Genomic DNA, 20,280 nt, shown 5'->3' with positions numbered 1-20,280 from the left:
AATTTAGCTGTTCAGGTAATCAAGAACAACCGTGTGGTGTTCTTTTGTTTTGAACTTATTGAAAACATGCTCAATTACACCGTTCTCGTCTATCAAGAAAGTTTGACGGTGAATACCATCATATTCCTTACCCATGAACTTTTTAGGTCCCCACACACCAAATGCGTCGGCAACGGCATGGTCTTCATCAGATAGCAGGGTGAAATTAAGGTTTTCTTTTTCTATAAACTTAGGCAGTCGCTTAACCGCATCTGGGCTTATGCCCAACACAACCACGTTCTTCGCGGTCAGTTCGTCTTTAACATCACGTAAACCCTGTGCCTGCACCGTACAGCCTGGCGTCATTGCCTTAGGGTAAAAATACACAAGCACTTTTTTACCTGCGTAGTCAGCTAAAGATACGGCTTCGTCATTTTGGTTCTGCAATGAGAATAGTGGAGCTTTATCACCAGCTTGTAACGTTTTCATTGGGATCCTTTTTGTGTTTGTCTACTACTTTGCCTGTCACGTTTAACGATTCGAACAGGGACATTAGATCAGATTCTAAAAGATCAATACTTTCATCTGACGGAAGCGAAACAACAAATTTGCATCGCATGTTATCTTTTCCAGTGACTTTATCGTTGTAGGTACGCTGCCTAAACGCACTAATCATGGCATTTCGCTGTGCGAAAAAGCCGGTAACAGCCTTGATAAGGCCCGCCGCATCTTCACCACTAAATTCAACATTAAAGAGATGCGCGAGATTCTGTTTCTCATGATGGCTTGTTCGCTTCATCATAGATAGTAAATCAAGGCGCTGAAACAATGCAGGAAGTATACACTCTGCCTTTGTAATGGCAGTCTGTGTTCCCTCGATTATCATAGTCAACGAGAACTCTTTGCCATAAATAGCTTGTCTGCTATCTAAAATATTGCACTGAGCTTCTGATACCGTTGTTGCAATTTCGCTGAGGATGCCAGTGTTGTCTGTACCTAGAATGGTAACGATAAGTTGGTGTTTCGACATCTTCTTCACTTCAATGGTAATAATGTCGGGATGTTAGCACAGAGTTTTTTCGTAAGTCAGTGCCTTTTTCTTGCGTTTGAATAAGATATTGTCAAATTCTTGTCATTTTACATGCGCTATTACTTGTGTTTAAGCACCGAGATAATTACCATGTGCGCTCACATTTTGCGGAGAGATTATGTTTACTGGTAGTTACGTAGCACTCGTCACGCCGATGCTCGAAAACGGCGACATTGATTACAAGTCTTTAGAGAAACTTGTGAAGTTTCATGTAGAGCAGGGCACTCATGGTATTGTGTCCGTTGGAACTACGGGTGAGTCAGCAACGCTACCGTTCGATGAACATATCAACGTGGTCAAAGAAACAGTGGCAATGGCGTCAGGCGCTATTCCAGTTATAGCGGGTAGTGGTGCAAACTCAACTGCCGAAGCAATTTTTCTTACCGAGCAATTAGGTGCTACAGGTATCGATGGTTTCCTAAGCGTAGTACCTTATTACAACAAGCCGCAACAGGCCGGTATGATTGCTCATTTTAACGCTATTGCCGATGCGAGTGATTTGCCTGTAATTCTTTACAATGTTCCGGGCCGCACCGTCGCAGATATGCTTCCTGAAACCGTTGCTGAATTATCTTCCCACAAAAACATTGTCGGCCTTAAAGATGCGACCGGTGACATTGCTCGATTAAAAGAAACCCAGCCACTTGTGCCTAATGATTTTGTTATTCTTAGTGGCGACGATGGTACAAGTGCTGAATTCATGTGCGAGGGCGGGCATGGTGTTATTTCTGTCACCGCTAATATCGTACCAAGAGCTATTTCACATATGTGCGAGGCAGCCCTTAATAATGATTTCGATAAATGCCGAGCGATCGATGAATCAATCAAGCTATTGCACAACGACCTTTTCATAGAGCCAAATCCTGTAATGCCGAAGTGGGCGTTATACAAAATGGGCATGATGGAAAGCGCTGTTATGCGATTACCTATGGTTTTACCGGAACTATCAAGCCAAAAACGTATCGAAGAACTACTAAAAAAATACGCATTGATTTCTGGTTAATAAGGAACACAGATGAAAAGAACGCTGGCTATAGCAAGTTCAGTAGCGATGGTTGCACTTGCAGGTTGTTCAAGCCAAATTGATAGAAAGACCGCGTCGGGTAGCTACGAGTACTTAAAAACTAAAGAACAAAAAACGTTAGAAGTGCCTTCTGGTTTAGACGTACCTACTTTTTCAAGAGACTTTGCCATCCCTGAGGTGGGTAAAGAGGCAGACCCGTCGTTGGTGGGTAAAGATTTAATGGTCCGTTCTCCAGCGCTGGTACTACCTTTAGTTACTGGTTCTCACGTGGAGGAAGGTAAGAGTTCAGCAACGATTTGGTTCGACCAAGTTGACGATAGCCAGCCGCTGAGCCAAGCAATCTGGAACTCACTATTGAGCTTCTTAGATGAGCAGGGGATTGGTGTTGATAGCTTCAGCCCGGAAGATAAAGTCTTGATCACAGATTGGATGGTCATGACTAAAGAAATTGACGGCCCTTGGTATAGTTTTGTCGATGAAGAAAGTGAAATAGGTCGTCGCTTCGAATTCAGCCTAGACGTAAAACCTCACGGCCGCAGTGCCGCATTGACGGTTGATTTAAAAGATTACATGCAAACCATTGGTAACGATGTTGTTGCTGAAGTATCTTCGATGGAAGAACGCCGCGAAGAGGTCGAAGTATTGAACCAGGTTGTTGGTCATTACGAATTTCAAATTCAGCTTGCCGAAACGCGAAGAATAGCGAAAATTCGTCAAGGCATTAACACGGAAATGGGCTTCAATGATGACGGTGAAGCAGCGTACATCGTGGAGGCGCAATATGATGTTGCATGGCCAAGAATGCTTCTCGTTCTGCGCAAGCTTGGCTTTGACGTAAAAGATTTAGATAAATCAAATGGCCTGCTATTCGTCACTTACAATGGCGATCAAGGTAGTTGGTGGGATGGTTTATTCTCAAGCGATGTCGAATTACTTGAAAAGGGTGATTATCGCTTGAAAGTTGCGAAAGCGGGTGCGGATCGCACATCAGTTACTTTCATGAATAATGAAAGTGTACCGTTTGAAGCAAATCAGGTTTCCGACCTTTACAGTGCATTCGCTGAGGTCATGTCAGAAGATAACCTTGATATATAACTGAGACTGAGAATGGAAAAACGCGACGAGCTTTACCGAGGTAAAGCAAAAACTGTTTATTACACTGATGATAGCGATAAACTAATTCTTCACTTTCGAAATGACACTTCAGCGTTCGATGGCGAAAAAATAGAGCAGCTTGATCGCAAGGGTGAAGTAAACAATAAGTTTAACCACTTTATAATGACTAAGCTTGAAGAAGCGGGCATTGCAACACAAGTTGAAGCTTTGGTTTCTGATACTGAGTCTTTGGTTAAAAAGCTCGACATGATCCCTGTCGAGTGTGTGGTGAGAAACTTGTCTGCTGGCTCTTTAGTGCGCAGACTAGGTGTGGAAGAAGGTAATGAGCTTAACCCACCTATTTTCGAGTTTTTCCTTAAAAACGATGCGCTTCACGACCCAATGGTAAATGACTATCACATTCTATCATTCGGTTGGGCAACCGAAGCTCAGATTGCTGAAATGAAGGCGCTTACCTTCAAAGTAAACAGTGTACTGAAAGCGTTATTCGATGAGGCCGGCATGCTTCTAGTTGACTACAAACTTGAGTTTGGTGTCGATAAAGACGGCAACATCGTGTTAGGCGATGAATTTACGCCTGATGGTTGTCGCTTATGGGATAAAGAAACCCGTAAGAAAATGGACAAGGACCGCTTTAGACAAGGGCTTGGCTCAGTTGTAGAGACTTACATAGAAGTTGCAGAGCGTTTGGGTTTGTCTTTATAGTCATTGACCTGCTTACAGTTTGAATAATAGAGGACCTTCTGGTCCTCTTTTTCGTTTAGTGCATTAAAAATACCGTTCTTGTAGTAACTTATTTAAATGAAACATTCTTCAGTAGTTATTTTAAGTTTAGATTATTTAAAAGAATGATTGTCCAAGGATTAAAAATCAGCGCAAAGGAGCGGACATTGTTTAGAACACTTTCTTTAGTCACGGTGGCAATGGTTGCGTTTGCCGCAAATTCGCTGCTGTGCAGAATGGCGCTAGCGAATACAGACATTGACCCCGTTAGCTTTACCGCGTTGCGCTTAATAAGCGGTGCATTAGCACTTACGTTTTTGTCGCTCTTTTCTTTGCGAAGAGCACCAGGGGACTCAGGCCTTTGGGTGAATCTTAAAAGTAATGCTACTTTCCTCGGTGGTGCATCACTGTTTTTGTACGCATTGTGCTTTTCATACGCTTATATTTCCATGGCTACCGGCACAGGCGCATTGTTACTATTTGGTGCAGTACAGCTAACTATGATTACTTTTGGTTTGGTGAAAGGAGAACTTTTTAAGCCATTTCAGTGGCTAGGCTTTCTTTTAGCATTTGCCGGTCTAGTAATTTTGTTGCTACCGAGTGCATCGGCGCCACCGCTTTTAGCTGGCATAATCATGGTCACCGCAGGTATTGCGTGGGGCGTATATTCTCTATTAGGAAAAAAAAGTAAGTCCGCATTGTTTGCTACATCAGGCAACTTTATATACGCATCAATCTTATGTATCCCATTAGTTGGTTTTTTACTATCACTGAATAGTACTGAGTTGGTATTTGACAGTACTGGGGCCTTATTAGCACTGGTTTCTGGCGTTGTGGCGTCAGGATGTGGTTATGCAATATGGTACAGCGTGCTGCCACTTATTAAATCAACTACTGCTGCCACAGTTCAATTGAGCGTTCCAGTAATCGCAACTTTGATGGGATGGGCTATACTTGGAGAGCAGCTTAATATTCAGATTGTTATCGCTTCTATCATGACGCTGGGTGGCATCTATTTGGTTATAAAAGGGTAGTTTGCCACGCGGACGATAGGGCATTTCCCTTTTAAGTACCTCAAATTTTATTGTGGGTCTTTTCTACAGGTTGTTCATGCTCAGATGTTTGTGGTAAGACCTATCGAGAGGTTCATATCTTTTTAGACTAAAGCAAAATGTTATATTGCTTTCTGTAATGCTAAAGTTCAATTATTAACAATGGGTATGTCGTTGTTCCTGAGTGGCAAAATAAAAGGCGGCTAAAGGCGATTAAATTTATTGGAGCAAAGAGTGGAAATTCCTGAAGCATTAACTAACGAAGTCGAGAGAGTATCTGTCCTCAAAAGGTTAGCGCTTTTAGATACACCTAACGAAGAACGTTTTGACCGGATAACCAAATTAGCGAGTAGTGTACTTAATTGCCGATTCGCAACTATTACTCTTGTCGATACGAACAGACAGTGGTTTAAATCTTCGGTCAATCTTGATCTTAAAGAGTCCGCTCGCGATATTGCCTTTTGCAGCCACACTATTTGTGAAACAGACCCATTAATTATCCCTGACACCAAAAAAGATCCTCGCTTTACAGATAATCCATTTGTTTTGGGCGAGCCCCATATTCGCTGCTACGCGGGAATAAAGCTTGTTGTAGATGGTTGCGCTGTGGGTACTCTATGTGTACTTGACACACAGCCACATGACTTTAATGAAAGCCAGCTTTTTCAGCTAGAAAAGCTAGCTGAGCTCGCAAACGCAGAGATTTGTAGGAAAGAAGATACTGAGCTATCAAAGCAAATTACTGAGTACCAAAATCAACTCGAGCAAACTCAAAAACTTACGCGGGTCAGAAGTACTATTCTCGAAAAAGTAGTAAATGCGGAATCTCTTCACAGTGTACTTTTCGATATAGTTGATGCCATTGAAGGGGAGTATCCGAATAAACTCTGTAGTATTCTGCTGCTGCAAGAGGGCAAGCTAAGAAAAGGTGCAGCACCATCCTTACCTGATTTTTATAATGATGCTATAGACGGCCTTGAAATTGGGCATGGCGTAGGCTCTTGTGGCAATGCAGCAGCCACTAACAGTCCTACAGTCGTGGAAGATATTAGTACACACCCTTTTTGGGATGGCTACCAAGAATTGGCTGCACAGGCGGGGGTAGCGTCCTGCTGGTCTCAACCTATTAGAGGTGCAAACGGGAACGTAATTGGCACCTTCGCAATCTATCATAGTTATAAAGCGGTACCCACGCCCGAAGAAATTATTCTCATAGAGCAGTTTGCACATATCGCGAGTATAGCGATAGAGAGAGAATTGGCTAACGACCTTATTTGGAAACAAGCCAACTTTGATACGCTTACTGGTCTACCGAATAGGAACCTTATGCTGGATCACCTCGACTTAGCGATTAAGACAGCTAAAAGAGAAAATGACAAGGTTGCTGTTCTTTTTCTCGATCTCGACAACTTTAAAGATATAAACGATACCCTCGGACACGATGTAGGCGATGAGCTTTTAAAAAAGTGTGCTAAGCGATTTACGCAAAACGTACGCGCTAATGATACCGTTTGTAGGCTGGGTGGTGATGAATTTGTTATCATTTTAAATAGCATCAATAGCTTAAGTTCAGTAGACGCCATAATACAGAAGCTGCTCGAAGTGATTGCAGAGCCTTTTGTTATCGATATTGAGCGCGTACATACAAGTGGTAGTGTGGGGGTAACTCTATATCCAGACGATGCTAGTAATACGAAAGACTTGTTGAAGTACGCAGACCAAGCCATGTACCAAGCGAAAGCGTCGGGGAAAAATAGTTACAAATTTTATACCTTAGACTTGCATGAAGCTGCGGTAAAGCGACTGTCTCTTTTAAATGACCTCCGCTATGCCGTTAAAAACAATGAACTTTTCGTTGAATATCAGCCTATAACGACACTTAGTAATGGTCAGATTTTAAAGGCGGAAGCTTTGCTTCGATGGCAGCATCCTCAAAAAGGGCGAATTCCGCCGGATGAATTTATTCCTTTAGCAGAAGAGTCTGGTTTAATTATCGAAATTAGCGAATGGGTTTTTGATGAAGTGTGTAGGAATGTAAAGCATTGGCAGTCACATTATCGCCGTGATCTTCAAATAAGTATAAATACATCACCTTGCCAATATTTTCATCAAGAGTCGAATATTACGAACTGGCTTAACAAATTGCTCGAGATAAATGTTTCAGCGAAATCCATTTTACTTGAGGTCACAGAAAACCTTTTAATGAAGGCCGACGAAGAGGTTTCTAAAAAGTTGTTTCAGTTTAGGCAAGCTGGTGTTGGTATAGCTCTCGATGATTTCGGTACGGGGTATTCTTCCATTTCGTATCTGAAAAAGTTTCCTACCGATTTTATAAAAATCGACAAAAGCTTTGTTAAAACGATGACAGACGTCAGTAACGATAAAGTGCTGTGTGAAGCTATTATCATTATGGCTAAAAAGCTTGGAATAAAAGTGGTTGCAGAGGGTATTGAAACTCGAGAGCAGTTTGAAATTCTCAAAGCAATGGGTTGCGATTATGGTCAAGGGTATTACATAGCAAGGCCTATGAGTAAGGTTAACTTCGAATCCCTTCTAAGAGCAACTAGCACCGTATGCAGTGCTAGTTGAAATGCTCAATTAGCTCATCGAATTAGGACAAGGTAGCTAGGGCCTTTCCAGAGTACTGTTCTAGTTCACCTGTTCGGTTTTCTTTAATTTTATTAGCCCAGTTGGGGTCTTGTAATAAAGCTCTTCCAACCGCGACTAAATCAAACTCACCGGCATCAAGGCGCTCGAGTAAATCGTCAACAGCACGCGTGCTTGAATCTTGGCCTTTGAAGGCACCGAAGAAGTCATCATTAAGGCCTACTGAACCAACGGTAATGGTAGGTTTTCCAGTAATCTTTTTAGTCCAGCCAGCAAGGTTTAACTCACTTTCTTCAAATTCACTCTCCCAGTAGCGGCGCTGTGAACAATGAAAAATATCTACGCCAGCATTACTGAGTGGAAGCAAGAACTTCTCTAGCTCCTGTGGCGTGTGTGCTAAACGAGCGGTGTAGTCTTGCTGTTTCCATTGTGAGTAGCGCAGCACAATAGGAAAATCGGGACCAGTTGCTGCGCGAATAGCTTTGATTATTTCTACCGCAAAGCGACCACGATTCTCCATACTACCGCCCCAGCTATCAGTACGCTGATTAGTGCCTTCCCAGAAGAACTGGTCGATTAGATATCCATGTGCACCGTGAATTTCTATCCCATCCATGCCGATAGCTTTGGCATCAGCTGCAGCTTGGGAAAATGCGGATATAACAGATTCAATGTGCTCGACTGTCATTGGTTCAGCACCCTGTTTACCAGGCTTAAATAAACCCGAAGGCCCTGCACTTGGCAGCTCGGGGTAGGGGGCTTTTTCTGCAACCCGTGCCATACCCACGTGCCACAGTTGTGGCATGATTTTCCCGCCTACGCTATGAACGTCATCAACCACATTTTTCCAACCGGCGAAGGCTTCGTCTCCGTGAAATTGAGGGATGTTTGCATCCATAGTAGCGACTTTGTCGTTAACCGTAGTACCTTCGGTGATGATTAAACCAGTACCACCTTGAGCGCGGCGTTTATAGTAACCGGCCACATCGCTGGTAGGTATGCCGTTAGGTGAGAACTGGCGAGTCATGGGCGCCATAACGATTCGGTTGGTCAACGATAGGTTGCCTTGTGAATAAGGTTTAAACAGTGCGTTAGCTGCCATCTTTTGTTCCTGATTTTATTTTTGCGTTTGGTATGTTTATTAAATAACTGAGACACCGTTATTATTTTAGAGGTCTTAAATAAGGAGTTTAATTAGTGATTATCTAAGACCCGGCCCCGCGGGGCTTCATCAATTACTGCCACGTTATAGCAATTGTGGTTGATACCAGATACTACTAGTGAGGTAGGTTAAGTCAATTTTCAAATGTTGATAGTAGGGCATAAGTAAGAATGAACTGAGAGCTCTTTTAAAAGAGCCCTTATCAAGCTAAGGGTATGGCTAGTCTAAAATCTCTATAATTTCCCTTGTCGCTTGTACAAGACGTATCACCTTGTTCTCTATACGAACCGTTACTACCCCGTTTTGTCCTAACGGTACAATTACGCGGGAATGGTCGTAAATATCACGGTCCAATCGCTCACCAACGGCTAACTTTTTTTCCCAACCTGGCGGTAATTCCCCCGTCCGTTCATATTTTTTCTCTATGCCCGGTGGCAAGGATTTACCCTTGTGGGGGTTATTGGGGGTGGCGCTAGCAGGTAGGCTGTAGATCGCAATCGCAACCGATACACCGATAACGGGTAAAATTTTCATTATTAACCTCACAAATTTCATAAAAGCGCTAAACCATTTTGAAATTGTTATACGAGATATCCTAGTATAATTGTTCGTTAGCGCCTCTAGCTTAAAGGGCTATCAGGCCCTTCTTTTAAAATACGAATTACTGTACACCCAGTAACGAAAAAACTTTCTAGTTGAAGTAAGCGAAAACTGTACCAGGCTATAGCTTACTGCCATGAAACTATAGAAAGTTTAGTTATTAAGGCTGCTTAAACTTAACCACAGTAATATTAGTTTACGCACTAGGCAGGAAGGCTGTTCCGCGATTAAAGGCGTTGATTAAACGTAAAAGTGGTGGGCCAAAGGTAAACAAGCCGTTGGTGTGATAATGTTGAACTGTCTTCATAGCTGAGGGTATGGAAAGCTATCCTTTGGCATAAGCAAAGAGCCTAATACTTTGAACATTACAAAAGAAGGATGATAATGAGCGAAATTGCATTTACGCGTGAAGAGAAAGACGTGTTAGTTGCTAAACTGCAACGATATTTTGATGACGAGTTAAATGTGGAACTTGGTCAATTTGACGGAGAATTTCTTCTCGATTTTATCAGTAAGGAAATAGGCGCATCGTTTTATAACAAAGGCATAAGTGATGCTAGAGCCGTTGTGGCATCACGTTTACAGGTCATTGATGAAGAACTGTATGCCATCGAAAAAGTCCTTTGAGCACATGAAGTTTTTTAAAGCCTGCATCTAGCAGGCTTTTTTAGTAAATGGCTGTCCCATTCTTATACGCAAAAAATAATCAGCACTAGAGGTCCTGATTGGTAGGTCTGATGATCATTTCGTTGATATCTACATCGCCAGGTTGTTCAATGGCAAAAGTTACAGCACGGGCAATTGCATCTGCGTCGATAGCATCATTGTACATATCCTCTGCCATTTGCTTCGAGTCTTTGTGAGATATGTGGTCAGTAAGCTCTGTCGCCACTGCACCTGGTGAAATATTCGTTGAGCGAATTTGACCGTTTGACTCTTTGCGAATACCTTCGCTTATTGCCTTAACTGCAAATTTAGTGGCGCAATAAACCGTAGCTCCTGGGAAAACCACATGACCCGCCACAGAGGAAAGGTTGATGATATGCCCACTTTGTTGTTCACGCATGTGTCCTAGAACCGCTGCTACGCCGTACATAACGCCTTTAATATTCACATCTATCATCTGATCCCACTCATCAACCTTCATCTCATCGAGCGGGGCTAGGGGCATTAGGCCAGCATTATTGACTAGCACGTCAATGCGGTCGTAGGTATCTATTGCAGCTTTTGCAAGTGCCTCAACCTCTTCCCTTTTCGTGACATCGACCGTTTTATAGGTTGCGTGTCCACCTGAAGATTCAATTTCATCAACAAGTTTTTTAAGACGGTCTTCACGGCGAGCGCCCAACACTAATTTAGCGCCTTTTTCCGCAAGCATTTTCGCTGTCGCTTCTCCAAGCCCGCTACTCGCGCCAGTAATGATCACTACTTTTCCAGAAACTTCATTCATAACATTATCCTTACGTTTGATTAGTTGTAAGTTGCTACGTCTAAGTATTGAAGTGGATTACATTAATTCGTATAAATGCTGTGAGAATGCTGATGAGAGCGGTGAATGAAGAGGTTACAGGGGGACTTTTATTTTTAGCGGGCATTTAGCCACACAGCAACAAGGAAGAATTTCGTCATCGTCAATAAAGGCGAGGGGATCGGTAGTGTATTCAACTTCGCCTTCAATAAGCTTAGTTCGACACGCACCGCAAAAGCCTTCACGGCAGTGGTAGTGAATATTGACGCCTGCTGATTCGAGGGCGCTTAAGATGGTGGTATCAGAGGGGGAATTAATCGCCCCCACATCGACAACGTCGATGCGGAGTGATTTATCGTTACTGCTCATTAAGCTGTAGGTTTACAGCTCAAAATCAGCAAAGTCGTCTTCGCTTACTGCAGAATCTATTTGTCCAACTAGGTAAGAGCTGATTTCAGATTCTTGTGGGGCTACTTGTACATTGTCTGAATTTAGATAGTTATTCATCCAAGGTAGCGGGTTGCTGCTAATCTCAAATGGTGTATCTAGACCTATGGCAGACATACGTTGATTCGCAATGTACTCAACGTACTGGCAAAGAATTTCTTTGTTAAGGCCAATCATAGACCCGTTTTGGAACAGATAGTCAGCCCATTGCTTTTCTTGCTCAACGGCGTTCATGAAGATAGCGCGGGCTTCTTCTTTACACTCTTCTGCTATTTGCGCCATTTCAGGATCATCTTTACCCTTGGCCCACAAGTTTAGAATGTGCTGGGTTGAAGATAAGTGAAGGTTCTCATCACGGGCAATCAATCGAATGATTTTAGAATTACCTTCCATCAACTTACGCTCAGCAAAGGCGAACGTACAGGCAAAAGAAACATAGAAGCGGATTGCTTCAAGCGCATTTACCGAGTTCATACACAGATAAAGCTTCTTTTTAAGCTCGTACATATTAATTGTGTACGCAGTACCATTAACGGTATGAACGCCTTCACCTTGTGTTTGCCAAAGTTGAGTGGCAAAAATAAGGTCGTCATAATACTTCGAAATGTCAGCCGCACGGCGCTTAATTTCATCGTTTACAACGATATCTTCAAATATTTCACTTGGGTCTGAGAACAAGTTACGCAAGATATGGGTATATGAACGCGAGTGAATAGTCTCGAAGAAAGACCATGTCTCAACCCATGTTTCTAACTCGGGTAGCGAGATAATAGGCAAAAACGCAATATTTGGGCTACGACCTTGTACCGAATCTAAAAGGGTTTGGTACTTAAGGTTTGATATGAAGATATGTTTTTCTGGGTCGGTCAATTTTTGAAAATCGACACGATCGCGAGAAACGTCTACTTCTTCAGGGCGCCAAAAAAAGCTAATTTGTTTCTCAATAAGCTTTTCGAAAATGGCATGCTTTTGCTGATCATAGCGTGCAACGTTTACGGGATTACCGAAAAACATCGGCTCGATCAATGGATTAGTACTTTGCTGATTAAACGTAGTGTATTTCATGATGGCCTAACTAAAAACTTAATGATTAACGCGTATTATTGTTTGTGTTCTTGCTGCGAAACGTTAATGGCAGGCGTTACCGTAAAATCCTTTTACGAACCTGCCATTTTTGCAAAAGGGCGTGTTTTAGATTTTACACGCACCGCCTGCACAATCATCATCTTCCTCTACCACGACTTCTTCTTGACGTGGCATAGGCTCGTTTGCTTTAGCGTCTAACGCCGAGGTGTCTGAAGCACCGTCACGAGTGTTATGATAATAAAGTGTCTTAACACCAAGCTTGTAAGTAGTAAGAAGGTCTTTAAGCAGAAGCTTCATTGGTACCTTGTTACCTTCATAACGGCTTGGGTCATAGTTTGTGTTTGCTGAGATAGTTTGGTCGATAAACTTCTGCATGATACCCACAAGTTGCAGGTAACCATCGTTTGAAGGAATATCCCAAAGTAGCTCGTATTGGTCCCTTAGCGTTTCGTACTCAGGTACAACTTGCTTAAGAACACCATCTTTACTCGACTTAATGCTGATGAAACCACGTGGCGGTTCAATACCGTTGGTCGCGTTAGAGATCTGTGAAGATGTTTCTGATGGCATTAATGCTGAAAGGGTAGAGTTACGCAAACCGTGAGTTTTGATTTCTTCACGAAGTGCATCCCAATCGTAATGAAGTGGTTCGTTACATACGCTATCAAGGTCTTTCTTGTAGCTGTCAATTGGCATGATGCCTTGCGAATAAGTCGTTTCGTTAAACTTGGGGCACGCGCCTTTCTCTTTAGCCAAATTGTTCGACGCTTTCAGTAGGTAATACTGCATTGCTTCAAACGTGCGGTGGACTAAACCGTTAGCGCTATGATCTGAATATTTAACACCGTTCTTAGCAAGGTAGTAAGCGAAGTTGATAACACCCACACCTAGAGTACGACGGCCCATAGTTGCGTTGTACGCAGCAGGGACAGGGTAGTCTTGGTAATCAAGTAGATTATCAAGAGCGCGTACTGCTAGATCGGCTAGTTCTTCAAACTCATCAACTGACTCAATCGCACCTAAGTTAAATGCAGATAGCGTGCAAAGGGCAATTTCACCATTTTCGTCGTTTACATGCTGTAGCGGCTTGGTCGGTAGCGCAATTTCAAGACACAAGTTGCTTTGACGAACTGGCGCAACTTCTGGATTGAACGGGCTATGCGTATTGCAGTGGTCAACATTTTGAAGGTATATACGACCTGTGCTTGCACGCTCTTGCATGAACAAGCTAAACAGTTCCATCGCTTTGATTTGCTTCTTACGGATGCTGTCGTCGTTCTCGTATTTAACGTATAGCTCTTCGAACTTGTCTTGATCAGCGAAGAACGCATCATAAAGACCTGGAACGTCAGATGGACTAAATAATGAAATGTAGCCATCTTTCATCATGCGCTGATACATGAGTTTGTTGAACTGAACACCGTAGTCTAAGTGACGTACACGGTTTTCTTCTACACCACGGTTATTCTTAAGCACTAGTAGCGATTCTACTTCCATATGCCAGATAGGATAGAACAACGTAGCCGCACCACCACGAACGCCACCTTGTGAGCAGCTTTTCACTGCAGTCTGGAAGTATTTGTAGAATGGAATACAGCCAGTGTGGAATGCTTCACCACCACGAATAGGGCTGCCTAGTGCACGAATGCGACCTGCATTCACACCAATGCCTGCACGCTGGCTAACGTATTTAACTATCGCGCTTGCCGTGGCGTTAATTGAATCTAAGCTGTCGCCTGTTTCAATAAGTACACATGAGCTGAACTGACGCGTAGGTGTTCGTACGCCTGCCATAATTGGGGTAGGTAACGATAGCTTAAACGTTGATGCAGCATCGTAGAAACGACGAATGTAATCCATACGCGTGGCTTTGTCATAGTTCGCGAAAAGACATGCCGCTACAAGAATATAAAGGAACTGTGCACTTTCGTAAATTTCACCAGTAACACGGTTTTGAACTAAATATTTGCCTTCAAGTTGCTTAACCGCAGCATAGCTGAAGTTCATGTCGCGCCAATGGTCGATATAGGTTTCCATTTCTGCGAATTCTTCAGGCGTGTAGTCTTCAAGTAGATGCTTATCGTACTTTCCTAAATCTACCATTTTTCCAACGTGTTCAAGTAACGCTGGCGGCTCAAATTGTCCGTACGCTTTTTTACGAAGATGGAAAATAGCCAGGCGCGCGGCCAAGTATTGGTAGTCTGGCGCATCAGTAGAGATCAGGTCAGCCGCTGACTTAATCAGTGTTTCGTGGATTTCGCTTGTATTAATGCCGTCATAGAACTGAATTTGCGCTTTTATTTCAACTTGTGAAACAGAAACGTTGTTTAATCCTTTGGCTGCCCATGTAACGACTTTGTGGATTTTTTCTAAGTCGATGGACTCTTTTTCACCGTTTCGTTTGGTGACGAATAAGTTGTTGTTCATGTTACTGGCCGTTTGTCTGTTAGCGCTTGATGCGTGGGCTATCTGTTGCCCATTTTCGTTTTAATTTTAAATGCGTATGTTGTTAACGTTGTTGGCTCACGCCAGTTAAAAACACACACAAAAAGCGGCCTAAACTAATACCAAGAAGTATTGTAGTAGAGACTGCTCGTTAAATTCTTTACTGCTTTTTTGTTTTCAGCGAGATTATTGTTTCAAACTATAAGTGGTGTCCCAGAGACAGTTTGTCATTAGTTGAGATCCCGAAAAATTATCGGTGGGATCCCGTGCTGAATTAAACACAAGATAGTGAGGTTTTGTCTTGATTGCAACCCAATATCTGGTGGTATTTCAAGCACTCAATCTGGCATGAAATTTATGTTAGTAACAACTAACTTTTTAGCGTTCTACAAGCGTAAAATATCTGGAATGCAAGCGTTTTAAACAAAATATTAAGTATAAAAATTAATTTATTCTTAGAATTCAATTTTTATACAGACACGATATATGGTGTTTAAAATATCGCCGCAGCCCAACATATAGTGTTAAATTAACTTTGCGCTACTGTATATAGTAGGTAGTTTACGTCTACATTATTAGACGAAAGATAAAAGCCTTGAGAGATCGGGTCCATGTGCAAACCTGTCATATCGCGAGGAACCAAACCTGCTTGGTCCGTCATCGCCATAAGTTCAGAAGGCTTGATAAACTTACCGTGATCGTGCGTACCTTTAGGTACTAATTTCAGAATGTATTCTGCGCCAAGGATCCCCATCAGATATGACTTCAGGTTTCTGTTCAGTGTAGAGAAGAAAACATGGCCGCCAGGTTTTACTAACTTCGCGCAAGCCATGACAACAGAAGCAGGGTCGGGCACATGTTCTAACATTTCCATACAGGTGACTACATCGAACTGACCTGCGTTTGCTTCAGCAAATTCTTCCGCGGTAGAGCAGACGTAATCAACTTTAACCCCAGATTCTAAACCGTGAAGCTTGGCCACTTCTAACGAAGCCTCTGCCATATCTAGCCCTGTAACTATTGCTCCAGCACGAGCCATAGATTCAGCGAGAATGCCGCCGCCACAACCGATGTCCACGACTTTCTTGTCAAATAAACCTTCACTGTGTTGATTTATAAAGTCTAAACGGAGTGGGTTAATAAGGTGTAATGGCTTGAATTCGCCTTCTGGATCCCACCAGCGAGACGCAAGTTCAGAGAATTTATTGATTTCTTGTTGATCGACGTTCGTCATTAGTAAAACAATCCTTAACCTATCTCTTTTTAAGATATCGTAAATTCATGTTGTTTTTCACTGTTTTTAAACAGAAATAGCTAAATTATACGAAGGGATGAACGAAAAATAATCGCTTGCATTTTAGTTGATTAATAAGCGCAATTAAGCGCTACATAATTCTCTCATCAAGTGGTACACTCGAAGCACGATTATGACCCACATAATAACAACAGTGCGCTCCCATGCCTTGCTTTCACAATGATGTGAAGTAAAGTACTGGATAACGCAGAACAAACCAAAATAAAGGGATTAAGCAGTTTATGTCTGATAACGCTAAAGAAATCCTCCCCGTTAATATTGAGGAAGAGTTAAAGAACTCCTACCTTGATTACGCGATGAGCGTTATTGTCGGGCGAGCCTTGCCTGACGTAAGAGATGGCTTGAAGCCAGTGCACCGTCGTGTGCTGTTCGCAATGAACGAACTGAAAAACGACTTTAACAAGCCATACAAAAAATCTGCCCGTGTGGTAGGTGACGTAATTGGTAAATATCACCCTCACGGTGACTCTGCGGTTTACGACACTATTGTTCGTATGGCCCAACCGTTTTCACTGCGCTACATGCTGGTTGACGGTCAAGGTAACTTTGGTTCTGTAGACGGCGACTCTGCCGCTGCGATGCGTTATACCGAAGTACGCATGGCGAAAATTGCGCACGAATTACTTGCCGATTTAGATAAAGAAACCGTTGATTTTGTACCTAACTACGACGGTACTGAATTTATCCCTGAAGTATTACCCACTAAGGTTCCAAACCTATTAGTTAACGGTTCGTCAGGTATCGCAGTTGGTATGGCGACAAACATACCGCCGCATAACCTTACCGAAGTCATCAACGGCTGTGTTGCTTTAATTCAAGACCCATCAATTACTATTGATGATTTGATGACCCATATTCCTGGCCCGGATTTTCCAACGGCAGCGATGATCAGCGGTCGTAAAGGTATTGAAGATGCATACCGCACTGGTCGCGGTAAAATTTATCTTCGTGCTAAAGCCGAAATCGAGACAGACAACAATGGAAAAGAAACCATTGTTGTTAACGAAATTCCTTACCAAGTTAATAAAGCACGTCTTATTGAAAAGATCGCTGAACTGGTAAAAGAGAAGCGTATTGAAGGCGTTTCGGCACTGCGTGATGAGTCTGATAAAGACGGTATGCGCATTGTAATTGAAGTTAAACGTAACGAATCTGCCGAAGTTCTGCTTAACCATTTATATGCCAATACCCAGCTTCAAACGGTATTCGGTATCAATATGGTTGCGCTAGACAATGGTCAGCCTAAGGTATTTAACCTTAAAGAAACGCTTGAAGCCTTTATTCTTCACCGCCGTGAAGTGGTAACACGCCGTACTGTGTTTGAATTACGCAAAGCCCGTGATCGTGCCCACATCCTTGAAGGTTTGGCAATCGCGCTTGCGAATATCGACCCAATTATTGAGTTGATTAAAGCGTCGCAAAGCCCAGCAGATGCGAAAAAATCGCTTGTAGCACAAGGTTGGGACTTAGGTGACGTAGCGCAAATGCTTGAGCGCGCAGGCGATGATGCTGCACGCCCTGACTGGTTAATGCCTGAGTTTGGTATTCGCGACGGCAAGTACTACTTAACGGAACAGCAAGCGCAAGCTATTCTTGACCTTCGCTTACACAAGCTAACGGGCCTTGAGCACGAGAAGATCCTTGAAGAATACAAGCAACTTCTAGAGTTAATCGCAGAACTTCTTCACATCCTTAATAGCCCAGAGCGCTTGATGGAAGTGATTCAAGAAGAACTTGAAAAAGTCCGCGATGAGTTCGGTGATGAGCGTCGCACTGAAATTACCGCTGCAAGTCACGATATTGATATTGAAGATCTAATCGAGCAAGAAGACGTCGTTGTAACGCTTTCTCGCGAAGGTTATGTGAAGTACCAGAAACTTACAGATTACGAAGCACAACGTCGTGGCGGTCGTGGTAAATCTGCAACTAAGATGAAAGATGAAGACTTCATTGAAAAGCTTCTTGTTGCGAATACCCACGATCACATACTGTGCTTCTCAACCCGAGGTCGCTTGTACTGGTTGAAAGTGTATCAATTGCCGTTCGCTAGCCGAAATGCACGCGGACGCCCAATTGTTAACATTTTACCGCTAGAAGATAATGAACGTATTACTGCTATTCTTCCTATTAAAGAATTCGAAGAAGGCAAGTTTGTACTGATGGCAACGGCAAACGGTACAGTGAAAAAGACTGACCTAAGCCTATATTCTCGCCCTCGTTCAAGCGGTATTATTGCTGTTAACCTAAATGAAGGTGATGAGCTAATTGGTGTTGATATTACCCACGGTGATGACGACATCATGTTGTTCTCTGACGCGGGTAAAGTAGTTCGCTTTAATGAGAAGCTTCGCGACAGCGAAACCGGTGAAGTGAAGCGTGACCCGGAGACGGGTGAAGAGCTTCTTGCACTTCGTCCAATGGGACGTACTGCAACAGGGGTTCGCGGTATTCGTCTGCAAGATGGTCAAAAAGTGGTGTCACTTATTGTTCCTAAAGGCGACGGCCCAATCCTGACAGCAACAGAGAATGGTTTCGGTAAGCGTACTCCGCTTGAAGATTACCCGGCGAAGAGCCGTGCGACACAAGGTGTTGTATCAATTAAGGTGTCTGAGCGTAACGGTAAAGTGGTTGGCGCGGTTCAAGTAGACGAAACCAATGAAATTATGCTTATTAGTGACCAAGGCACACTGGTTCGTACCCGTGTAGGCGAAGTGTCAGTAGTAGGCCGTAACACGCAGGGCGTTCGCTTAATACGTACAGTAGAAGGTGAGCACGTTGTAGGGTTACAGCGTATTGAAGAAGTGGAAGAGTTACAGGAATTCGATGAAGACGGTAACCCAATCATTTCGGACGATGCGCCAGAACAAGCAGAAACTGCTGTTCAAGAGCAAGAAAACACTGCAGAAGACGGTGATAGCTCAACGACAGAAGAGTAGGGATAGCGCGCAGGCTTAGGCCATGCGCATTATCAGTGTTCTTTCAAACAAGCGGCTTTTGCCGCTTGTTTACCTAATAAGCTCGCAAAATGTCTATGATAAAGCGGGTTGAACGGTACTTATCTACAGGTGTTGAAAAACGCAATGAAAGAGGTTTTTAACTTTAGTGCTGGGCCGGCCATGCTTCCCAAAGAAGTGATGGAAAAGGCACAATCAGAATTTACAAATTGGCGCGATTTAGGCTGTTCTGTTATGGAAGTCAGTCATCGTGGTAAAGACTTCATTGAGATAGCCGCAAAAGCAGAGCAGGATTTGCGTGACTTGCTATCCGTGCCATCTAACTACCATGTGCTTTTCACACACGGTGGTGGACGCGGTCAATTTGCCGCTGTTCCCCTCAATTTGTCATCCGCCGGTGATACCAGCCTTCATTTAGTGAGCGGCTCTTGGTCAAAAGGCGCGGTGAGTGAAGCGAATAAATACAATAATGCGGTAGTTGTGGGCGACGTTACAGAAAAGGACGGGCTTCACTACATCGCTAAGCCTGCTCTGAGTGATATCGATCAGTCTGCGGCCTATTACCATTTTTGCCCGAACGAAACGGTAGACGGTATTGCTTACGATTGGTTACCGGAGTCAGGAAAGGTTCCGCTGGTTTCTGATATGTCCTCGACCATATTGTCACAACCGCTAGACGTGGCAAAACACGGTGTTATTTACGCCGGCGCACAAAAGAATATCGGCCCAAGCGGTTTGTCTGTGGTTATCGTTCGCGAAGACTTAGTTGGCAAAGCACGTAAAGAAACACCGTCAATTTTTGATTATGCATTAGCGGCAAAGTCTGACTCTATGTACAACACACCGCCAACGTTTTCATGGTACTTAGCGGGGCTTGTATTTGAGTGGCTTAAAGACATGGGCGGCGTTGACGCTATGGCTAAACGCAATGCTGAAAAGGCGGCGTTATTGTATTCAGCTATCGACAGTTCTGACTTCTATTCAAGTAAAGTTCACCCTGATAACCGTTCAAAAATGAATGTGCCGTTTCATTTAGCCAATGCTGAACTTGACGGGTTGTTCCTTAAAAAGTCACAAGAAGCAGGGTTACTTGCTCTTAAAGGGCATCGTTCGGTAGGGGGCATGCGTGCCAGTATTTATAATGCAATGCCAGTAGAGGGCATTGTTGCGCTAGTTGAATTTATGCGCGAATTTGAAAGAGTGAATGGATAA

At 43.2% G+C, this 20,280-nt stretch carries 17 protein-coding genes; 8 read left to right on the top strand and 9 right to left on the bottom strand.

Annotated features, from left to right (window positions below; all coding sequences use genetic code 11):
- Positions 1–3 precede the first annotated feature (3 nt).
- Positions 4–468, bottom strand: a complete 465-nt coding sequence (gene bcp / locus ACXAFM_RS00285; RefSeq protein WP_474825846.1) for a thioredoxin-dependent thiol peroxidase — start codon at positions 466–468, stop codon at positions 4–6.
- Entirely contained in the window at positions 446–1,009 is a 564-nt protein-coding gene (locus ACXAFM_RS00280) for a glycine cleavage system transcriptional repressor (RefSeq protein ID WP_474825844.1), read from the bottom strand. Before ACXAFM_RS00280 ends, bcp begins: the two co-directional genes overlap by 23 nt.
- 178 nt (positions 1,010–1,187) lie before the next feature.
- Between ACXAFM_RS00280 and dapA the strand changes: the two genes are divergently transcribed.
- The 5 genes from dapA (at position 1,188) to ACXAFM_RS00255 (ending at position 7,573) form a co-directional block, all read left to right on the top strand.
- Complete coding sequence (gene dapA / locus ACXAFM_RS00275; protein WP_474832641.1) at positions 1,188–2,072, top strand: 4-hydroxy-tetrahydrodipicolinate synthase; 885 nt, start codon at positions 1,188–1,190, stop codon at positions 2,070–2,072.
- A gap of 12 nt (positions 2,073–2,084) precedes the next feature.
- A complete protein-coding gene (gene bamC / locus ACXAFM_RS00270; protein WP_474825840.1) occupies positions 2,085–3,188 on the top strand; it encodes an outer membrane protein assembly factor BamC in 1,104 nt (367 codons plus the stop codon).
- Positions 3,189–3,200: 12 nt separating this feature from the next.
- Complete coding sequence (gene purC / locus ACXAFM_RS00265; RefSeq protein ID WP_474832639.1) at positions 3,201–3,914, top strand: phosphoribosylaminoimidazolesuccinocarboxamide synthase; 714 nt, start codon at positions 3,201–3,203, stop codon at positions 3,912–3,914.
- A 143-nt stretch (positions 3,915–4,057) separates the two neighbouring features.
- The gene (locus tag ACXAFM_RS00260) at positions 4,058–4,966 is read left to right on the top strand and encodes a DMT family transporter (protein ID WP_474832636.1); all 909 of its coding nucleotides are present in this window, start codon (positions 4,058–4,060) and stop codon (positions 4,964–4,966) included.
- A gap of 252 nt (positions 4,967–5,218) precedes the next feature.
- A complete protein-coding gene (locus tag ACXAFM_RS00255) occupies positions 5,219–7,573 on the top strand; it encodes a sensor domain-containing phosphodiesterase (RefSeq protein WP_474832634.1) in 2,355 nt (784 codons plus the stop codon).
- A 22-nt stretch (positions 7,574–7,595) separates the two neighbouring features.
- On the opposite strand, the gene ACXAFM_RS00250 is transcribed toward ACXAFM_RS00255, so the two are convergent.
- Positions 7,596–8,693 (bottom strand): NADH:flavin oxidoreductase, encoded by a 1,098-nt coding sequence (locus ACXAFM_RS00250; protein WP_474832632.1) that lies wholly within the window; start codon positions 8,691–8,693, stop codon positions 7,596–7,598.
- 279 nt (positions 8,694–8,972) lie between these two features.
- Positions 8,973–9,287, bottom strand: coding sequence for a hypothetical protein (locus ACXAFM_RS00245; protein WP_474832630.1), 315 nt, complete (start codon positions 9,285–9,287; stop codon positions 8,973–8,975).
- A 450-nt stretch (positions 9,288–9,737) separates the two neighbouring features.
- Here ACXAFM_RS00245 and ACXAFM_RS00240 point away from each other — a divergent pair, with 450 nt between their 5' ends.
- Entirely contained in the window at positions 9,738–9,980 is a 243-nt protein-coding gene (locus ACXAFM_RS00240) for a DUF2164 domain-containing protein (RefSeq protein ID WP_474832628.1), read from the top strand.
- Positions 9,981–10,065: 85 nt separating this feature from the next.
- Here the strand turns inward: ACXAFM_RS00240 and ACXAFM_RS00235 are convergent, their stop codons facing one another.
- From ACXAFM_RS00235 to ubiG, 5 genes are all read right to left on the bottom strand, one after another.
- Positions 10,066–10,803, bottom strand: a complete 738-nt coding sequence (locus tag ACXAFM_RS00235) for an SDR family oxidoreductase (protein WP_474832625.1) — start codon at positions 10,801–10,803, stop codon at positions 10,066–10,068.
- 114 nt (positions 10,804–10,917) lie between these two features.
- Positions 10,918–11,190, bottom strand: coding sequence for a class I ribonucleotide reductase maintenance protein YfaE (gene yfaE / locus ACXAFM_RS00230; RefSeq protein WP_474832622.1), 273 nt, complete (start codon positions 11,188–11,190; stop codon positions 10,918–10,920).
- A 12-nt stretch (positions 11,191–11,202) separates the two neighbouring features.
- Complete coding sequence (nrdB, locus tag ACXAFM_RS00225) at positions 11,203–12,333, bottom strand: class Ia ribonucleoside-diphosphate reductase subunit beta (protein WP_269916991.1); 1,131 nt, start codon at positions 12,331–12,333, stop codon at positions 11,203–11,205.
- A 126-nt stretch (positions 12,334–12,459) separates the two neighbouring features.
- Positions 12,460–14,781 carry a class 1a ribonucleoside-diphosphate reductase subunit alpha gene (gene nrdA / locus ACXAFM_RS00220; RefSeq protein WP_474825818.1) on the bottom strand — a complete coding sequence of 774 codons (2,322 nt, stop codon included), beginning with the start codon at positions 14,779–14,781 and terminating at the stop codon, positions 12,460–12,462.
- A 547-nt stretch (positions 14,782–15,328) separates the two neighbouring features.
- Positions 15,329–16,033, bottom strand: coding sequence for a bifunctional 2-polyprenyl-6-hydroxyphenol methylase/3-demethylubiquinol 3-O-methyltransferase UbiG (gene ubiG / locus ACXAFM_RS00215; protein ID WP_474832620.1), 705 nt, complete (start codon positions 16,031–16,033; stop codon positions 15,329–15,331).
- Between the two features lie 302 nt (positions 16,034–16,335).
- Between ubiG and gyrA the strand changes: the two genes are divergently transcribed.
- The gene (gene gyrA / locus ACXAFM_RS00210) at positions 16,336–19,050 is read left to right on the top strand and encodes a DNA topoisomerase (ATP-hydrolyzing) subunit A (RefSeq protein ID WP_474832617.1); all 2,715 of its coding nucleotides are present in this window, start codon (positions 16,336–16,338) and stop codon (positions 19,048–19,050) included.
- Between the two features lie 144 nt (positions 19,051–19,194).
- The gene (serC, locus tag ACXAFM_RS00205; protein WP_474832615.1) at positions 19,195–20,280 is read left to right on the top strand and encodes a 3-phosphoserine/phosphohydroxythreonine transaminase; all 1,086 of its coding nucleotides are present in this window, start codon (positions 19,195–19,197) and stop codon (positions 20,278–20,280) included.

Source organism: Alteromonas sp. ABD4_190 (genome assembly GCF_056160105.1).
The sequence above is the reverse complement of the archived record's forward strand: the minus strand, read 5'-3'. Positions and strand labels throughout refer to the sequence as shown.